General features: G+C 68.9%; 18 protein-coding genes. 7 read left to right on the top strand and 11 right to left on the bottom strand.

From position 1 onward, the window contains the following. Positions 1-221: 221 nt before the first annotated feature. Positions 222-1,028 carry a hypothetical protein gene (locus ABZX37_RS15095; protein ID WP_354739729.1) on the bottom strand — a complete coding sequence of 269 codons (807 nt, stop codon included), beginning with the start codon at positions 1,026-1,028 and terminating at the stop codon, positions 222-224. A gap of 142 nt (positions 1,029-1,170) precedes the next feature. On the opposite strand from ABZX37_RS15095, the gene ABZX37_RS15090 reads away from it, so the two are divergent. Both ABZX37_RS15090 and ABZX37_RS15085 read left to right on the top strand, forming a co-directional pair. Further along, positions 1,171-2,046, top strand: a complete 876-nt coding sequence (locus tag ABZX37_RS15090; RefSeq protein ID WP_354739727.1) for a TIGR03619 family F420-dependent LLM class oxidoreductase — start codon at positions 1,171-1,173, stop codon at positions 2,044-2,046. Position 2,047: 1 nt separating this feature from the next. Next, positions 2,048-2,488, top strand: a complete 441-nt coding sequence (locus tag ABZX37_RS15085; RefSeq protein WP_354739725.1) for a nuclear transport factor 2 family protein — start codon at positions 2,048-2,050, stop codon at positions 2,486-2,488. 2 nt (positions 2,489-2,490) lie between these two features. Here ABZX37_RS15085 and ABZX37_RS15080 read toward each other — a convergent pair whose 3' ends face one another. Both ABZX37_RS15080 and ABZX37_RS15075 read right to left on the bottom strand, forming a co-directional pair. Beyond that, a complete protein-coding gene (locus tag ABZX37_RS15080) occupies positions 2,491-3,351 on the bottom strand; it encodes an alpha/beta fold hydrolase (RefSeq protein WP_354739723.1) in 861 nt (286 codons plus the stop codon). A gap of 58 nt (positions 3,352-3,409) precedes the next feature. Next, positions 3,410-3,877 carry a MarR family transcriptional regulator gene (locus ABZX37_RS15075; RefSeq protein WP_354739721.1) on the bottom strand — a complete coding sequence of 156 codons (468 nt, stop codon included), beginning with the start codon at positions 3,875-3,877 and terminating at the stop codon, positions 3,410-3,412. Positions 3,878-3,950: 73 nt separating this feature from the next. Between ABZX37_RS15075 and ABZX37_RS15070 the strand changes: the two genes are divergently transcribed. Continuing rightward, positions 3,951-4,958, top strand: a complete 1,008-nt coding sequence (locus ABZX37_RS15070) for a 4,5-dihydroxyphthalate decarboxylase (protein ID WP_354739719.1) — start codon at positions 3,951-3,953, stop codon at positions 4,956-4,958. Positions 4,959-5,222: 264 nt separating this feature from the next. On the opposite strand, the gene ABZX37_RS15065 is transcribed toward ABZX37_RS15070, so the two are convergent. The 3 genes from ABZX37_RS15065 to ABZX37_RS15055 are packed head-to-tail and all read right to left on the bottom strand — an operon-like array spanning position 5,223 to position 7,775. Continuing rightward, entirely contained in the window at positions 5,223-6,098 is an 876-nt protein-coding gene (locus tag ABZX37_RS15065) for a hypothetical protein (protein WP_354739717.1), read from the bottom strand. 43 nt (positions 6,099-6,141) lie between these two features. Further along, positions 6,142-6,804, bottom strand: coding sequence for an MSMEG_1061 family FMN-dependent PPOX-type flavoprotein (locus ABZX37_RS15060; protein WP_354739715.1), 663 nt, complete (start codon positions 6,802-6,804; stop codon positions 6,142-6,144). 11 nt (positions 6,805-6,815) lie between these two features. Next, complete coding sequence (locus tag ABZX37_RS15055; RefSeq protein ID WP_354739713.1) at positions 6,816-7,775, bottom strand: PDR/VanB family oxidoreductase; 960 nt, start codon at positions 7,773-7,775, stop codon at positions 6,816-6,818. A 67-nt stretch (positions 7,776-7,842) separates the two neighbouring features. On the opposite strand from ABZX37_RS15055, the gene ABZX37_RS15050 reads away from it, so the two are divergent. Next, a complete protein-coding gene (locus ABZX37_RS15050; RefSeq protein WP_354739711.1) occupies positions 7,843-8,505 on the top strand; it encodes a TetR/AcrR family transcriptional regulator C-terminal domain-containing protein in 663 nt (220 codons plus the stop codon). Here the strand turns inward: ABZX37_RS15050 and ABZX37_RS15045 are convergent. Then, positions 8,502-9,062 (bottom strand): helix-turn-helix domain-containing protein, encoded by a 561-nt coding sequence (locus ABZX37_RS15045; RefSeq protein ID WP_354739709.1) that lies wholly within the window; start codon positions 9,060-9,062, stop codon positions 8,502-8,504. The two genes, ABZX37_RS15050 and ABZX37_RS15045, sit on opposite strands and share 4 nt — an antisense overlap. A 95-nt stretch (positions 9,063-9,157) precedes the next feature. Here ABZX37_RS15045 and ABZX37_RS15040 point away from each other — a divergent pair, with 95 nt between their 5' ends. From ABZX37_RS15040 to ABZX37_RS15030, 3 genes are all read left to right on the top strand, one after another. Next, on the top strand, positions 9,158-10,060 hold the full coding sequence (locus ABZX37_RS15040) for an NmrA/HSCARG family protein (protein ID WP_354739707.1): 903 nt from the start codon (positions 9,158-9,160) through the stop codon (positions 10,058-10,060). Between the two features lie 77 nt (positions 10,061-10,137). Further along, positions 10,138-10,515, top strand: coding sequence for a hypothetical protein (locus tag ABZX37_RS15035; RefSeq protein ID WP_354739750.1), 378 nt, complete (start codon positions 10,138-10,140; stop codon positions 10,513-10,515). 95 nt (positions 10,516-10,610) lie between these two features. After that, a complete protein-coding gene (locus ABZX37_RS15030) occupies positions 10,611-13,286 on the top strand; it encodes a hypothetical protein (RefSeq protein WP_354739705.1) in 2,676 nt (891 codons plus the stop codon). Between the two features lie 18 nt (positions 13,287-13,304). Here the strand turns inward: ABZX37_RS15030 and ABZX37_RS15025 are convergent, their stop codons facing one another. The 4 genes from ABZX37_RS15025 to ABZX37_RS15010 form a co-directional block, all read right to left on the bottom strand. Beyond that, positions 13,305-13,760, bottom strand: coding sequence for a GNAT family N-acetyltransferase (locus tag ABZX37_RS15025; RefSeq protein WP_354739703.1), 456 nt, complete (start codon positions 13,758-13,760; stop codon positions 13,305-13,307). 69 nt (positions 13,761-13,829) lie between these two features. After that, positions 13,830-13,991: a hypothetical protein gene (locus tag ABZX37_RS15020; protein ID WP_354739701.1), complete on the bottom strand. Its 162-nt coding sequence runs from the start codon at positions 13,989-13,991 to the stop codon at positions 13,830-13,832. 25 nt (positions 13,992-14,016) lie between these two features. Then, positions 14,017-14,307, bottom strand: coding sequence for a hypothetical protein (locus ABZX37_RS15015; protein ID WP_354739699.1), 291 nt, complete (start codon positions 14,305-14,307; stop codon positions 14,017-14,019). Next, on the bottom strand, positions 14,280-15,113 hold the full coding sequence (locus ABZX37_RS15010; RefSeq protein WP_354739697.1) for a glycosyltransferase family 2 protein: 834 nt from the start codon (positions 15,111-15,113) through the stop codon (positions 14,280-14,282). The genes ABZX37_RS15015 and ABZX37_RS15010 overlap by 28 nt, the downstream gene beginning before the upstream one ends. Between the last annotated feature and the right edge of the window lie 41 nt (positions 15,114-15,154).

Genomic DNA, 15,154 nt, shown 5'->3' with positions numbered 1-15,154 from the left:
GAGGGAATCAGATTCCCTCAAGGAGCCCTTCACGGACGACGACAACGCGGGACCACGCCGGTCGGCCGGAGAGAACCCCGCACACCGTCGCGGCTGCGGCTCGCAATTGAGAAGACCCCATCGAGATCACCTCCGTCCGGCCACACGGAAGCTCGTCCGTGAGCGGAGACGGCAAAGGCCCCGCGGCAAACCTGCCGCGGGGCCTTCACCAGGGTCATCGGTCAGAAGTCGAAGCCCCCGCCGCCGTCGAAGCCGCCTCCATCGAAGCCGCCTCCGTCGAAACCGCCGCCGAAGTCCTGGCTTCCGTCGAAGCCTCCGCCGTCAAAACCGCCGCCGTCGAAGCCTCCGTCCATGCCGCCGGCGTCCAGGGCGTCCGCCTGGCCCGCGTCGTAGCCGGATTCCCAGGCCGAGGCGCTGGCGATGCCGCTCATGCCGGAGAACATGGCGCTGAACAGGAACATCGAGCCCAGGCCCCACGCGCCGGCGACGAGCGCGGGCTTCCACCACGGCTCGCTGTACCAGCCCTGCGGCACCGGGCGGCCCGCGACGCGGCCGCCGGGGTAGTAGTACGGCGTTTCCTGGCCGGGGTCGGGCGACGCGGCGTAGCGCTGGCCTTCGACGTCCACCTCGCGGTGTTCGGTGACCTTGCCCGCGCGTTCGCGTTCGGCCTCGTCCGGCAGCGCGGGGCCGGGGTCCATGCCCATCGCCGTGCGCGCGGCGCGGACGTAGTACAGGCCCTCGATGGCGGTTTCCTTCACCAGCCGGGCCTGTTCGATCGTCTTGGCCTGCTCCAGCTGCGAACCGGCGGCGTTGTAGCGCTCGCTCGCGTCGGCCATCGCCTGCTGGGAGGCGGTGTCGGTGCCGGTGATGTTGAGGACCTGGCCGCCGAGGCGCTCGACCAGGCGGCGCGCGTCGGCCTTCGCGTCGTCGAGCTGGCTCTGTCTGGTCGCGGCCTGCTTCCTCGACAGGTACAGCACGCCTCCGACGATGACGACGACCAGCACGATCAGGAGGATCGCGGTGCCCATGGGTCACTCCGTGTCTCGATCTGACGCGACGGCCGGGCAGCCGTCTCTGAAACGGACAACGCGGACCGTGCGCGGAGAGTTCCCGGCGGCGCCTCCGATCGGGCGGTGGCCGACAAAACTAGAACACGTTATAGTCCGCGGCATGAAGTTCTCCTTGTCGATCGCGATGAGCCCGCTCGACCAGCTGAGCGGCCTGGCCCGCGCCGCCGAGGAGGCCGGGTTCTCCTCGATCGTGCTGCCCGATTCGCTCTTCTACTCCGAGAAAGTGTCCGCCGACTATCCCTACACCCCCGACGGCAGCCGGTTCTGGGACGAGAACACGCCCTGGGCCGACCCGCTGGTCGCGACCGCCTCGATGGGCGCGGTGACCGAGCGGATCCAGTTCTACACGTCGGTGCTGAAACTCGGCTCGCGCAATCCGGTGCTGCTCGCCCGCCAGGTCAACTCGGTCGCCGCGCTGACCGGCGGACGGTTCGGCCTCGGGCTGGGGATCGGCTGGTCGCCGGAGGAATTCGAATGGTGCGGCGCGCCGTACGCGCGGCGCGGCAAACGGTTCGACGAGGCGATCGAGGTGCTGCGGCTGATCCTGAGCGGCGACATGGTCGAGTTCCACGGCGAGTTTTTCGACTTCGACAAGCTCAAGATGAGCCCGGCGCCGCCGTCGCGCGTGCCGTTCTACATCGGCGGGCACACCGACGTCGCGCTGCGCCGGGCCGCGCGCGTCGCGGACGGCTGGTCGTCCGCGATGATGACGCTCGACCAGCTGCGCGAGACCATCGGCAAGCTGAAGGGCCTGCTCGCCGAGCGCGGGCGCGCCGACGACCCGTTCGAGTTCCAGGCGGTGTGCGTCGACCGGTTCGGGCTCGACGGGTTCCGCGAGCAGGCCGAGGCGGGCGTCACCGACGCGATCACCATGCCGTGGGTGTTCGAGGGGCACGGATTCGACGCGGAGCTGCGCCCGAAGGTCGACGCGATCCGCAAGTTCGGCGACGAGATCATCGCGAAAATCGAGGAGTGACATGGGAGTCGAGGTCTGCTGGGACCCCGCGGCGCAGCAGCCGCCCGCGCGGGAGGCGGCGTTCAAGTCGATGACGGCGGCGACCGCCGGGGACAAGGACGGCTGGCTCGCACTGTTCGCCCCGGACGCGGTCGTCGAGGACCCGGTCGGGCCGTCGATGTTCGACGAGGAGGGCAAGGGCCATCACGGGCGCGACGGCCTTTCCGCCTTCTGGGACAAGACGATCGGCAACGTCGAGAAGTTCGAGTTCGTGATCCGCGATTCGCACGCGGCGGGTTCGGAGGTCGCGAACGTCGGCACCATCACGACGTTTCTGCCCGGCGGCTACCGCGTCGACACCGACGGGGTGTTCGTCTACCGGGTCGACGAGGACGGGCTGGTCGTTTCGATGCGCGCGTTCTGGGAGACCGAGCGGGCGATGGCGACTGCCCGACAGGTCTGATGTCAGCCCGGGTCCGCTTCGGCGAAGTCAAGAACGTGGGCGGTGACGAGTTCGGGTTGCTGCAGCGTCAGCGCGTGAGTGGTTCCTGGCACGATTTCCGTGCTGATGCGGGGATTCAGCGTCGCGATGCGCGCGGCGACCTGTCGTGCGCGGTGGATGTGGCTGCGTTCGCCGAGGACCAGCCGGACGGGGACTTCGATCGCGCGAAGCTCGGCGTCGGTGAAGACGTGCTGCGGCGGTAGTTGCGCTTTGTATTTGAAGGCGGCGAACAGCAGCGGCCGCAAGGTGTGCCGCACGGCCGGGTCGCCGGCGACGATCCGGCGCTGGACCGCGGCGGGCAGCAGCCACGGGAAGATCTCCTTGAAACTCCAAAGGATGAACTTCGGGACGCTGATCGCCGCGAATCCGGCCGGTTCCAGCCCGATGACGCCCGCGATCTGGTCGGCGGAACGGGTCGCGAGGTTCAGCGCCAGGAAACCGCCGCGCGAGACGCCCGCGAGGCAGACCTTCTCCTGGCTGATGCCGGCGAGGACCTCGGAGAGCCATTCGGCGAGGTCCTCGTCGGTGCTGGCGGAGGCGGTCTCGACCGAGTGCCCTGGTTCGCCGATCGAATCGATGGCGTAGACCGGGTGGCGGGCGGCCAGTTCGGCGAGGTGCGGGTACCACGACAGGGACGAGCCCATGATGCCGTGCAGCAGGACGATCGGCGTGCCGTGTTCGGGACCGCTGCGCCGGACGCGGGTGGGGCCGAACTTCGTCGTGATATCCAGTTCCTCCGAGGGAACCGGCCACTTTCGCAGGACCTTCGCGTACGCGGCGAAGTAGCGTTCCTGGGCTTTGGGGTCGGTGAAAGTTCCCGGCATGTCGTCCCTCCCCGAGACGGGTTACCGTGCACTTACACCGTAGCACCGGTCGCCGCGGTCAGGCGTTGTCCAGGCGCAGCAAGGTGTTCAGCAGATTTCCGCCGGGCAGTCCCTCGTCGCCGAAGATCCGGTGCTGCACCTCGATCACGAGCGGCAACGCGGCGCGCAGGGCGGCCGCGCCGGGGTCGGTCACCTCGACGCGTTTGGCGCGGATGTCGTCGTCGCTGCGCGCGCGGGCGACGAATCCCTTGCGCTCCAGCGTTTTCAGGATCTGCGACACCTGCATCGGGTGGATGTCGCCGGAGGTCGCGAGACCGGATTGGGTGACCGGGCCGCCGGTGCGGTTCAGCCAGGCGGCGAGCGCGAGCGTCTGGAACTGCAGATGCGTCAGGTCGAGCGCGGCGAGCGCCTGGTCGACCTCGCGGACGTAGCGGTGCACGACGCGCCACATGACGAAACCCACCGCGTTCTCGGGGGCGCCGAGCGAGGCGGTGGCGAAGAGTTCGGAGAGCGCGTCCTTGTCCATCGGGAGGCATCGTAGCGGTTGCCTCTCGATAGTAAACGCGTTTAGTGTCGGAAGGGACGGAGAGGGGTTCCTGATGGCTGACCTGCGGCTGGACCTTGGCCTGTACCGCTACGACAACACCCGCCCGCTGTTCGACGGCCGGGTCCGCTTCGACGGCGTCGACGCGACCCTGCACACCGCCGACATCGTCTCGGACCTGTTCGAACGGATGGTGCGGGGGCGCGAGTTCGCCGTCGCCGAACTGGGCCTGACCTTCTACCTGCGCACCCTGGACCTGCCGGATCCGCCGTTCGTCGCGCTGCCGGTGTTTCCGAATCGGCAGTTCCGGCACTCGGCGATCTACGTCAACGTCCGCAGCGGCATCCAGGCGCCGCGGGACTTGATCGGCAAGACGATCGGCGAGTTCGCGACCTACGGGCACGACGCGGGCGTGGTGGCGAAAGGCATGCTGTCCGATGAGTACGGCGTGCGGCCGGAACAGAGCCGGTGGGTGATCGGCGGGTTCGACTGGCCGATGGAATGGTTCGACTTCGTGCCCCGGCTGCATCCTCCGGAAGCGGACGTGCGGCAGGCTCCGGCGGGGAAAGCGCTCGGTTCGATGCTCGAGAGCGGCGAGATCGACGCGGTTATTTCCGCGGATCCGCCGCGCGGGATTCGGGAGGATTCACCGGAGGTCGCGCAGTTGTTCCCGGATTACGTGAGTGTGGAGCGGGAGTATTACCGGCGCACGGGGATTCGGCCGATTATGCATGCGGTCGTGGTCCGGCGGGATCTGCTGGCGGAGCATCCGAGGCTGGCGGAGCGGCTGTATCGGGGGTTTGTCGACGCTAAGGAAATGGCGATGGCGGACTACCGGCGTGGGCGGATCTTCAATCATATGGGGGATGCGGGGATGGTGCCGTGGTTCAGTGCGTTGTACGACGAGAATCGCCGGTTGTTCGGGGAGGATTGGTGGCCGTACGGGATCGAGAAGAACCGGCTGTCGGTGGAGGCGTTCTTGCGGTGGCACTTCGAGCAGGGGTTGTCTCGGCGGTTGATGACGGTTGAGGAGATTTTTGTGCCGGAATTGCTGGGTACTTAGCCGTCCAGCTGGTCCTCGTGACCGTCGGGGTGCATCTGGACGGCCGGACTCTGCGCGGCGACTAGGCAATCCTGAGCTGCCCCGGTCGTGCGTTGCGGGTGGACGCGCAAGCGCCAGATCTACGCCCACGCTTACCTGTTCGCGGACACCGGGGGATGCACAACCGCAAGCTCTGCCCGCCGGGCCAACTGGACCGCCTGGCCGCTACCAGTCAACTCAAGGGCGGCTCGGCCGACCGGACGCCGTCACCGGGATCCGATGACCTTAGGCCGCCAATTCCTCGTGCAGGCCTTCCAGCGCGATGCGGTCATCCTCGGTCCCGGTGTGCGGTGCGGAAAACCAGTCCGCGTACTCGCGCAGTTCCGACAGCCGCCAGTCGAGGGCGAACAGTTCGACCATTTCCGGGTCCAGGCCCGCGGTGTCGGGCAGGTCGGCGTAGTCGCGTTCGCGCGGGGCGACGGCGAGGCTTTCCCAGTCGACCAGGCGCAGGCCGTCCGGGGTCAGGACCTGGTTGTCGTTGTGGGGTTCGCCGTGGGTGGGGACCCAGGCGTCGCGGCGGGAGGCGGCGAGCGCGGCGAGTCGCAGGTAGCGGGCGTTCCAGTGGTTGATCGCGTCGGCGCGGGCGGCGAGGGCGGTGCGGGCTTCTTCGGCCAGCGGGCCGGACGTCCACGGTTCGGCGGTGCGGGATCGCAGTTCGTCGGCGAAGTCCGGGCCGACTTGCGGGGACCAGCGGCGCAGTCCGGCGGGTGGCGGGGTGTGGTGCAGGGCGTCCAGCGCGGCGAGGATTGCCGGTTTGTCGACTTCGGCTTCCGCGGGGCTGCGGCCGTTCAGCATCGGGGTGACGCTGAGTGCGCCGACGCCGGTGTCCACTGTGAACTGGCCGGATCGCGCGGGTATTGGCGCGCAGACGAACTCGAGCCCCGAGGCGGCCAGTTCGGCTGCGCTCGTGTAGGTGCTTTCGAGCGACGCTGCGGTGTGCCGGGGTTCGAGCTGGTCCAGCGTGACGAACAGAGTGTCGGCGCGCCAGTGGTGCGCGCCGAAACCCCAAGGCAGGTAAACGATCTCGGAGACGGGCTGCCAATGTTCGGCGAGCGCGCGGGTGATGGCGGCGTCGGTGACGAAGGACGGTCGAGATCGCACGAATCGGATACTAGGCAGGGCTTCGTGGCGGGAGCAACGGAGTTTAGAACAAGTCGTTCTGGTACTTGTCGTCGATCACGTCGTACAGGGCGCCGCTGACGAGGTCGCCGAGGCTGTTGTTCATCTTTTGCGCTTGCTCGGCGATGGAGAGGGTGTAGAAATCGCCGCCGAGGGTGGTGGCCTCGGCGAGCCCGCGGGTGTCGCCCTCCCACAGTTTCGCGCGGATAATGGCCTTTCCGCACTGTCCGAACACTTCGCGCACGCGCACGATCGTCGCGAGCACGGCGGGTTTGCCGTCCGCGCTGAGCATGCCCAGCAGTTCCGGGTCGTCGGTGACGAAGGCGTCGCCGTTGACCCGCATCACCTCGCGCAGGCCGGGCACGAAGAAGACGAGCCCGATCGACGGGTTGGCGGTGATGTTCTCGAAGGTGTCGGCGAGTTTGTTGCCCGGACGGTCGGGGATGGCGAGCGTCCACGGGTCGAGGATCCGCACCGAACCGGGCGGGTCGCCTTTCGGGCCGACGTCCATGAGGCCGTCCGCGCCGACAGTGGCGGCGCAGAAGAACGTGCTGTGCGCGATGAACCGCATGGCGAATTCGCCGAGGTGCGGTTCCTTTTTCTCGGCGATGAACTGGTCCGGGAAACCGATGATTTCCCGGACGCGCGTCATGGTGATCGGGACGTAGGCGTCTGCCGCGGTGGTCATGATTTCTCCCGTCACAGGTCGAGGACCAGTCGTGGGGTGCGGGCGCGGGACACGCAGACGAACATCCGGTCGCCCGCCGCTTGTTCGCTTGCGGAGAGGATCCCGTCGCGGTGGTCGGGGACGCCGTCGAGCACCTTGGTCTCGCACGAACCGCAGATGCCGGACCGGCACGAGGTCACCGGTCGGATCCCCGCCTTTTCGAGTGCGCCGACAATGCTTTCGTCGGCGCCGACGGACACGGTTTTCTTCGAGGCCGCGCATTCCACTTCGATCGGCTTGTTTTCCGCCGGAGCGGCTTGCGGGGCTTTGAAGCGTTCCATCCGCAATGCTTCGGGAGGCCAGTTCGCCGCTGCGGTGTCCAAATCGGACAGCAGCGATGCCGGGCCGCAGGCGTAGACCTTCGCGCCCGCCGCGACGGGCCTTTCCAGCTCAGTCAACGGAATCCGGCCGGTGGTGTCCGAGGAGTGGCAGCGCACGCGCTCGCCGTAGCCGCGGAGTTCGTCGAGGAACGGCATCGACGCGCTGGTGCGGCCGCCGAAGTACAGCTGCCAGTCCGCGCCCCGGGCTTCGGCGGCGCGGACCATCGGCAGGATCGGGGTGATGCCGATGCCGCCCGCCACGAAGACGTACGACTTGGCGGGGTGGAAGGCGAAATTGTTCCGCGGGCCCTTGATCGAGACGCGCTGGCCGGGACGGAGAAATGCGTGCACGTATTCCGAACCGCCGCGGCTCGCGCGTTCCCGGCGGACGCCGATCCGGTAGTACGCGCGTTCGCCGGGCGGGCCGCAGAGCGAGTACTGGCGCTCGAGGCCGTTCGGCAGCACGAGGTCGACGTGCGCACCGGGTTCCCAGCTCGGCAGCGGTTTCCCGGTCGGGTCCGCCAGGTCCAGCGAGACCACGCCGTCGGCTTCCCAGCGCAGCTGCCGGACGGCGACGTCCAGCTTCCCGGCGGTTCCGGCTTGCGGAGTCATCGGCTTCCCTCCTTTTGTTAACGTTGTTACTTGCTGCCTGGTCGAGAGTATTGGTAACATCGTTAACATGTCAACCGAGGCGAAACGGGCGGGAATCGCGGCGACGCGGGCCGAGCGGGCGGTGGCCGAGGCGCTGGACCTGGTCGACGCGGGCGGGCTGGAGGCGCTCACCATGCGCCAGCTGGCCGACCGGATGGGCCTGCACCTGCCCGCGATCTACCGGCTGTTCGCCGGCAAGGACGCGCTGATCGACGAAATGGCCGAGGCGATCCTCGCCGGCGCGGTCGCGGACCTGCCCGCCGAGGACGGCGACTGGGAAAGCCGGGTGCGGAGCTTGGCCGCCGGATTGCGCACGGCGCTGCTCGCGCATCGCGACGGGGCGCGGATCGTCGGCGGGAACTACGCGGCCAAGCGCAGCAATCTGACCTATGTGGACACTCTGCTCGGCTGCCTGCTGGCTTCCGGACTGCCGCGGAAACAAGCGATCTGGGCGGCGGGCGCGGTGTTTTGCTACGTGCTCGGGGAAACGCTCGAGGAGCAGGGCGCGAGCGGCGACGAAATCGACGTGCTGATGGGGGTTTTGGGGACGCGGCAGTACGCGCACCTGGAGTCGGGGCCGATGGAGTCGATGCTCGACTTCGAGGAGCGGTTCGCGTTCGGGCTGGAATTGCTGCTCGCCGGGGTGCGGAGTGTTGTGAGCAGCGGTGAGAACCGGCGACGAGCGCACTAGCTTTCCGGGCTGATCCCGGCCACCGCGATCCGGAACAGGCGGCTGGCCTCCGCGGCCGGGTCGGGGTGGCGTTCGGTCGTCAAGGTGATGCCGACGATCAACGCGATCAGGTCGCCCACGGTCACCCCCGGCGAGACCGCCCCGTCGCGGGCGGCGCGCGCGACTAACGGGGCCGCGGACTCCTCCAGCGTCATCGAGCAGGAGTTCCCGTGCGCCGGGTCGGGCGTGTCGTACGCCAGGGCCGCCGCGAGGCCGCGGGCGGTTACGCAGTAGCTGACGACGTCGTCCAGCCATTCCAGGAGCGCGCGGCGGCTGTCGGATTCCCCGGCCAGCTCCTGTGCGCGGCCGGCCAGCAAGGCGATCCGTTCCTGCGAGACCGCTTCCAGCAGCGCGTGCCGGGTGGGGAAGTGCCGCCGCACGGTCGCGGAGCCGACTCCGGCCGTCCGCGCGATCTGTTCCAGCGACGCGTTCGCCCCGTGTGCGGCGACCTCCTCCTCGGCCACCTCCAAGATCCGCGCGTAGTTGCGTCGTGCGTCTGCGCGTTGCTGGCCGGGCATGGCGTGACCTCCGGGTTTGCTAAGTGGCGGGCCCCGCCGTATCGTAGCGGACACGAAACGGCGGGGTCCGCCACTTAGTGTTCCGAGGGAGAGTCATGGTTGAGCAAGCACCGGTACTGGTCGTCGGCGCGACGGGACGGCAGGGCGGCGCGACCGCGCGCGAGTTGCTGGCGGCGGGCGTGCCGGTTCGCGCGCTGGTCCGGGATCCGGCGGCGGAGCGGGCGAAGGCGGTCGAGGCGTTGGGCGCCGAACTCGTCGTCGGGGATTTGCGTGATCGGGACGGGCTGGCGCCCGCGGTGAAGGGCGTGCGGGCGGTGTTCAGCGTGCAGATGCCGGACATGAGCGGGCCGGAGCCGGACTTCGCGGGAGAGGCGGCTCAGGGGATCAACCTTGTTGACGCAGCGGAGAAAGCGGGCGTGCCGCAGTTTGTGCACACCTCGGTGAGCGGGGCGGGGTCGCCGGAACTGGCCGAGGAGCGCTGGGCGTTCCTGGCGCCGACGATGGAGGCCAAGGCGGCGGTCCAGGATCGGCTCCGGGCAGCCGGGTTCCCGAGGTGGACGCTGCTCAAGCCGGGGTTTTTCATGGAGAACTTCCTGCCGTCCCTGCAGTACGTGTTCCCGCGCGGCATCGAGGGCGGGCTGGTGACGATCCTGCGTCCGGAGACCCGGTTGTCGCTGGTGGCGGTGCGCGACATCGGCCGCGCGGCTGCCGCGGCTATCGCCGAACCGGAGCGGTTTGACCGGGTCGAACTGGAATTGGCGAGCGACTACCGGACGATGACGGAGATCGCGCCAGTGCTGTCTCGCGTGCTGGGGGTGCCGTTGGCGGTGCCGGACATGACTGTCGACGAAGCGCTCGCTGCGGGGATGCCGCCGATGGGGTTCTCGCACACGATGCTGAACGAGATCGGCCAGCCCGCGCGGCCCGAGTTCGCGCGCGAGCTCGGGATTCCGCTGACCTCCTTTGAGGAGTGGGCGGAGACGACTATGCGGGTCTGAACGCTCGGGATGCGTTGCTCCGTTCGTGTCAGCCGGTTGGTGCGGGTGCGCGATCGCGGCACTTCTGCCCTGGCGCGATGCGAAGCTCACCAAAGGCGCTTTCTCCTGCCATTTCGAGACCAGGGAGGACGTGCTGCGCGAAATCCACGACCAGTTCATGGATTTCCAGCTGCGGCGGATCCGCGAGGTGCTCGCCGATCGGCATTTACCGGTCCGAGATCTCGATTTTCCAGCAGGAGCGCCGGTTTCTCTCCAGCACGACGTTCGCCTCGATCGAGCGCAAGCGCGACGAGTTCGAAGAGCTCGTCACCCAGGTGGTCGAGCGCGGGATCGAGAGCGGCGCATGCAAACCGGTCGCGACCGCGCGGGTGCTCGCGTTCGCGGTGATCGGCGTGGCGCGACGACGCCCCGGCAGATCGGCGACGCGTTCGGCGAGATCGTCGTCGCCGGGCTGAGGACCGGTTCGCTGCCGGAAAGCCGGGCCTGAACGCCTGGCACGAGCGGTCGCTCTCCCGGTAGAAAGGAAAGATCATCGGGGAGGGAGCACCCAGTGAAGGTCCTTCTGCGCAAATTTGTCCCCATCGCGGCAGCCGCCGTACTGGCGGTCACGGTGGCACAGCCCGCCGCGGCGGCGCGTCCAGCCGCTGGCCCATCCGCGTCGCCTGAATGGCGCGTCGCGGACGGCCAGCTGGTCTGGACGGCGCCGAAGCCGCTGTTCGGCGACGGTGCGGTGGAGTTCTGGTCCGGCGGGAAGCTGCTCGGCCGTGCCCAGCCTCGGGCGGATCTGCGGACGTTCTCGCTGCCGGCCGGCGGGATCGGCGATGTGCGCGGGCTCGAGGCGCGCGTCGGCGGGCGTTCGCTGACCGAAGCGCCCAAGGCGGCGGCGGACCAACCGGCCCCGGCGCCGCTGCCCGCGTTGCCCGCTAATGCGGTGGATCCCGGTAAACCCGGGCAGTTCTCGACGGTCAAGGGCGAGTACTCGCTCGACCCGGTGCGGCTGCCGGGGCTGGACGGGCCGATCGAGATGCAGGGCCTGGTCGTCGCGCCGAAACACGCGCCGGGGAACCGGCCGCTGGTGGTGTTCCTGCACGGCAGGCACCAGCCCTGCTACAACCCGACCGATCCGGAAGACTATTCGCCGGAGTGGCCGTGCAAGGCCGGGATGCTGCCGATCCCGAGCTACCGCGGCTACCTGCAGACCCAGGAACTGCTGGCGTCGCAGGGATTCGTGACGGTGTCCATCTCGGCCGACGCGATCAACGCGCTCGACCACGCGGCGCAGGACGGCGGTGCGCAGGCCCGGTCGTCGCTGGTCCGGCTGCACCTCGCGCATTGGGCGGATTGGTCGGGCAGTGCTCGTTCGACCGCTCCGGCGATCGTGAAGGAGTCCCCGGCGGCGGATCTGTCGAACGTGTTGCTGGTCGGGCATTCTCGCGGCGGCGAGGGCGTCAACCGCGCCGCGATGGACAGTTTGTATCCGCCGCCGGGCGACACCGGGTTCTCCGGGCCGGTCCGGTGGAAGATCCGCGGTGACGTGCTCATCGCGCCGACCGTGTTCGGGCTCAACCCGACGCCGGACGTCCCGTCGGTCACCTTCCTGCCCTCGTGCGACGGCGACGTCTCGGATCTTCAAGGGCAGCAGTACATCGACGCGGCACGCGGCGTCAGCCGGGACACGGCCTTGCACAGCGCGCTGTATGTCTCGGGTGCGAACCACAACTTCTTCAATGCCGAATGGACTCCGGGCGTTGCGGTGGCCCCGGCGCAGGACGATTTCTATTCTCCGCAGCCGGATCCGAATTGCTCGCCTGGCGTGCCCGCGCGGTTGACGGACGCGCAGCAGCGGGCGGTCGGCGCGACCTATGTCGCTGCGGCGGCACAGCTGTTCCAGAACCACGATCTGCGGGTGCAGCCGTTGTTGGACGGTTCCGGCGTGCGTGCGCCGTCCGCCGATCCGGCACACGTGTTGACGCACGCTCTCGGCGGTGCGCGGACTCCGGTGCTGGTCCCGGATTCGTCGACGAAGGTCACCGGCAGCGGCGACGTCTGTCAGCAGGTCGGTCCGGATCAGCGGTGCCTCACGAATTCCGGTGCTTCCAAGTCGCCGCATTTCGTCGGGCTCGAGGACGCGCCTGATCCGACGCGGACCGCCGTGCACGTGCGTTCGGCGGCGGCTGGCGTGCCGGCGAAGATCCAGTTGCCCGGCCCGGTTTCTTCGAGCGGCGCGCGGGCGTTGGCGATGCGGATCATCGCGCCGGAGAACGCTCCGGCCGAGTCGTTCGACGTCGCGGTCACCGATGCGCGCGGCAAGCGCACGAAGCTGGGTGCGGTGACGGTGGCCGGGCTGGCCGGGACCGAACGGACGAAATCGTTCTGGGGCCAGGAAGTCCGGGTCCCGCTGCCGCCGTATCTGGAGGTGGCCGGTCTGGAGCTGACGCCGCGGAAGGCGGGCGACGAGGCGTGGCTGCTGGACGCGTACGCGTGGCGGCCCGGCCTGCCCGACCCGAACCCGGCCCCGCTGACCCGTGTCGACCTCGGGTCGATGACGGTCAAGGAAGGCGATTCCGGCTCGAAGACGTACCAGATCCCGGTCACGGTGACCGGGGACGGCGGCGGTTCGGTGCGGGTCTTCCGGGCCGATTCGCTCTCGCCGAGGGAGAAGTGGACGTACCAGGCGGTCACGCTCGCGCCGGGGCAGCACACGCTCGACCTGCCCGCGACGGTCGTGGGGAACACCCGGTGGAGCTGGCCGTACCGGCTGCTGGCCGACGTGAAAGCGACTCACGGCACGGTTGTCGGAGCGGCCGAGGGCGCGGTGAACGTCGAGAACGACGACCCGGAGCCGGAGGTGAGCGTCGGCAAGACGGACGCGTCGACGGTCGAGGGCGGCGTGCTGGCCTGGCCGGTCAATCTGTCCACTGTGGCCGATTCGGACCTCTACCTGACGGCGGAGGTGAAGGCGCCGAAGACCGGGCCGGAACTGATGACCTCGGACATCGACCCGCAGTGGCTGATCGAGCACCGCCTGGACCCGAAGAAGCCACAGCCGTTGTCGGAGACCGGGGTGACGCTGGGCGTGCAGATCATGGCGGGGAAGCTGAGCGCCGACCTGACGATTCCGACGGTCCGCCACGACGGGGCTGATCCGGCGAAGCACGTCTTGCTGCACATGACGGAATCCGGCCGGGACATCGATCTCACCGGGACGGTGACGGACGCGGGCTGACCGGGGCGGCCGATGTGGTCAATCCTCCTGGTCCGGGTCGCGGGCCAGGAGGATTTTCCGTTCCCGCCGGCCGGTTTCGCGGAACCCGTGCCGCAGGTAGAACGCGTGTGAGCGGGTGTTGACCGCGAGGACCTCGAGCACGATTTCCTGCCTCCGCTCCGCCGCGACGCCGATCAGCCACCGGAGCAGCCGTCCGCCGATCCCTTGGTTCTGGCAGCGAGGGCCGAGTTCGATCCGGCCGAGGTAGATCTCTGTCGGCCGGTACTCGACCACGAGCAGGCCCGCGTCCGCTCCGTCGACCGTGATCACCTGCCATTGGCCGGGAGTGAAGGCGCGGTCGTGGTAGCGGCGCTGGATTTCGTCGTCCCAGCCCCAGATCGCGGCGACATGCTCGCCTAACGCGGCTCGATGCAGCTGGAAACAGAAGTCGCTGTCCGCGGTCGCGGCGGGGCGCAGGTCGATCTCGCTCGGCATGCGCGCCTCCGGCACTCGGGGGAGCTCAGGATTAATAAGTTCCTGGCATGGGCGCTCAGGGTAGCGAAGTCACCGGCTCTGCTCGCGCACCCTCGGCAGGATCCGCAGCAACGCGGTTCCCGCCGCCAGCAACGCGAACCCGGCCAGCAGCAGCCACATCGCGTTCACTCCGGTGAAGGCGAGTCCGCTGGTCACTCCGGCCGCCGAGGCCGCGCCGATTTTCTGGTACATGGGGTTCTCGTTTCCGTCTCGGTGTTCACCAGTTCTTGCGGGTGCGCAGGAGCGCGTCCGCGTACGCCTTGAGATGGCAGGCCTGCAGGAAATAGTCGAGGACCAGTTCGTACATGGAGGCAGCGAGCAGCATGCGGCGCCAGCCGCGGTACCGCACCGTCACGACTCGTTCCACCACGAAGATCGCCGAGATGCCGAGCCACCACGGGTTGAGGTGCAGGCCGCCGTACGAGAGGGCCAAAGCCAGGGCGGTCAGGTAGATTCCGCTGACCAGGACACCGGCGATGGTCAGCAGCTGCCTGCCCAGTACCGCCACGTGACGCGCGTGAGTCCATATTGGACACAGTTCTCCACCGCGCCGCGCTTCCATCGCAAACGCTGTGTCCACAGTGCACCCCAGGTCGTCATGACCTCGGTTTCCAGCGTGCAGGCGCTGGGCGAGATCACCCGGTGGCCGAGGTGCAGCAGGGCGAAGGTGAGTTCGTTGTCTTCGGTGAGCACGGTGGTGTCGTAGATTTCGCCGCTGCCGTCGCCTGCGGGCAGGCGTCCGGCGAGTCGTGCGGCGGAGACCTCGCGGAGGGTGCTGACCCGGAACATCGCCGCGGTTCCGGTCAGTACCAGGCATTTTCCGTGCAGCCGGTGGACGTCGCGGGCGTAGCGGGCGTATTCGTTGCGCTGCAGGTGGCCGACGAACCCGCCGCCCGGACCGCCGCGGAACACCCCGCCGACGCCGCCGTAGCCGTGGTCGAGGTGGCGCAGGGCGGTGCTCACGAACTGCGGGTCCAAAGTGGAATCCGCGTCTTGGACGAGGATGACGTCATCCTCGTCCAGGCGCGGCAGGAGCCAGGCGAGCAGTTGGTTCAGCGCTCCCGCCTTCTTGTGCGTGTTGTTTTCGGACGGCCGGACCCGGGCTCCGGCCGCCGAAGCGGCTCCGGCGGTGTCGTCGGTGCAGTTGTCGGCGACGACGAAGACCTCGTCCACAGCCCGGTCCTGCTTGCGCAGCGCGGCGACGGTGTGCGCGATCTGCGGTTCTTCGTCGTGCGCGGGGATGACGGCGACGACGCGCACGCTGCCGGAACGATGCCGTCCGGCCTGGGATTCGGCGAGCGTGGGTGCGGACATGAGCGGGGTCCTCTGCGCGGAACTGCGACGGGATGCGTCGC

It is taken from the genome of Amycolatopsis sp. NPDC004079 (assembly GCF_040610415.1).
Taxonomy (GTDB): Bacteria; Actinomycetota; Actinomycetes; order Mycobacteriales; family Pseudonocardiaceae; genus Amycolatopsis; species Amycolatopsis halotolerans.
The sequence above is the reverse complement of the archived record's forward strand: the minus strand, read 5'-3'. Positions and strand labels throughout refer to the sequence as shown.

What these genes read in the sequence shown, in the direction of transcription:
- ABZX37_RS15095 (WP_354739729.1), bottom strand. Translation starts at nt 1,028, where the DNA reads ATGGGCACCGCGATCCTCCTGATCGTGCTGGTCGTCGTCATCGTCGGA.
- ABZX37_RS15090 (WP_354739727.1), top strand. Translation starts at nt 1,171, where the DNA reads ATGAAGTTCTCCTTGTCGATCGCGATGAGCCCGCTCGACCAGCTGAGC.
- ABZX37_RS15085 (WP_354739725.1), top strand. Translation starts at nt 2,048, where the DNA reads ATGGGAGTCGAGGTCTGCTGGGACCCCGCGGCGCAGCAGCCGCCCGCG.
- ABZX37_RS15080 (WP_354739723.1), bottom strand. Translation starts at nt 3,351, where the DNA reads ATGCCGGGAACTTTCACCGACCCCAAAGCCCAGGAACGCTACTTCGCC.
- ABZX37_RS15075 (WP_354739721.1), bottom strand. Translation starts at nt 3,877, where the DNA reads ATGGACAAGGACGCGCTCTCCGAACTCTTCGCCACCGCCTCGCTCGGC.
- ABZX37_RS15070 (WP_354739719.1), top strand. Translation starts at nt 3,951, where the DNA reads ATGGCTGACCTGCGGCTGGACCTTGGCCTGTACCGCTACGACAACACC.
- ABZX37_RS15060 (WP_354739715.1), bottom strand. Translation starts at nt 6,804, where the DNA reads ATGACCACCGCGGCAGACGCCTACGTCCCGATCACCATGACGCGCGTC.
- ABZX37_RS15055 (WP_354739713.1), bottom strand. Translation starts at nt 7,775, where the DNA reads ATGACTCCGCAAGCCGGAACCGCCGGGAAGCTGGACGTCGCCGTCCGG.
- ABZX37_RS15050 (WP_354739711.1), top strand. Translation starts at nt 7,843, where the DNA reads ATGTCAACCGAGGCGAAACGGGCGGGAATCGCGGCGACGCGGGCCGAG.
- ABZX37_RS15045 (WP_354739709.1), bottom strand. Translation starts at nt 9,062, where the DNA reads ATGCCCGGCCAGCAACGCGCAGACGCACGACGCAACTACGCGCGGATC.
- ABZX37_RS15040 (WP_354739707.1), top strand. Translation starts at nt 9,158, where the DNA reads ATGGTTGAGCAAGCACCGGTACTGGTCGTCGGCGCGACGGGACGGCAG.
- ABZX37_RS15035 (WP_354739750.1), top strand. Translation starts at nt 10,138, where the DNA reads ATGCGAAGCTCACCAAAGGCGCTTTCTCCTGCCATTTCGAGACCAGGG.
- ABZX37_RS15025 (WP_354739703.1), bottom strand. Translation starts at nt 13,760, where the DNA reads ATGCCGAGCGAGATCGACCTGCGCCCCGCCGCGACCGCGGACAGCGAC.
- ABZX37_RS15020 (WP_354739701.1), bottom strand. Translation starts at nt 13,991, where the DNA reads ATGTACCAGAAAATCGGCGCGGCCTCGGCGGCCGGAGTGACCAGCGGA.
- ABZX37_RS15010 (WP_354739697.1), bottom strand. Translation starts at nt 15,113, where the DNA reads ATGTCCGCACCCACGCTCGCCGAATCCCAGGCCGGACGGCATCGTTCC.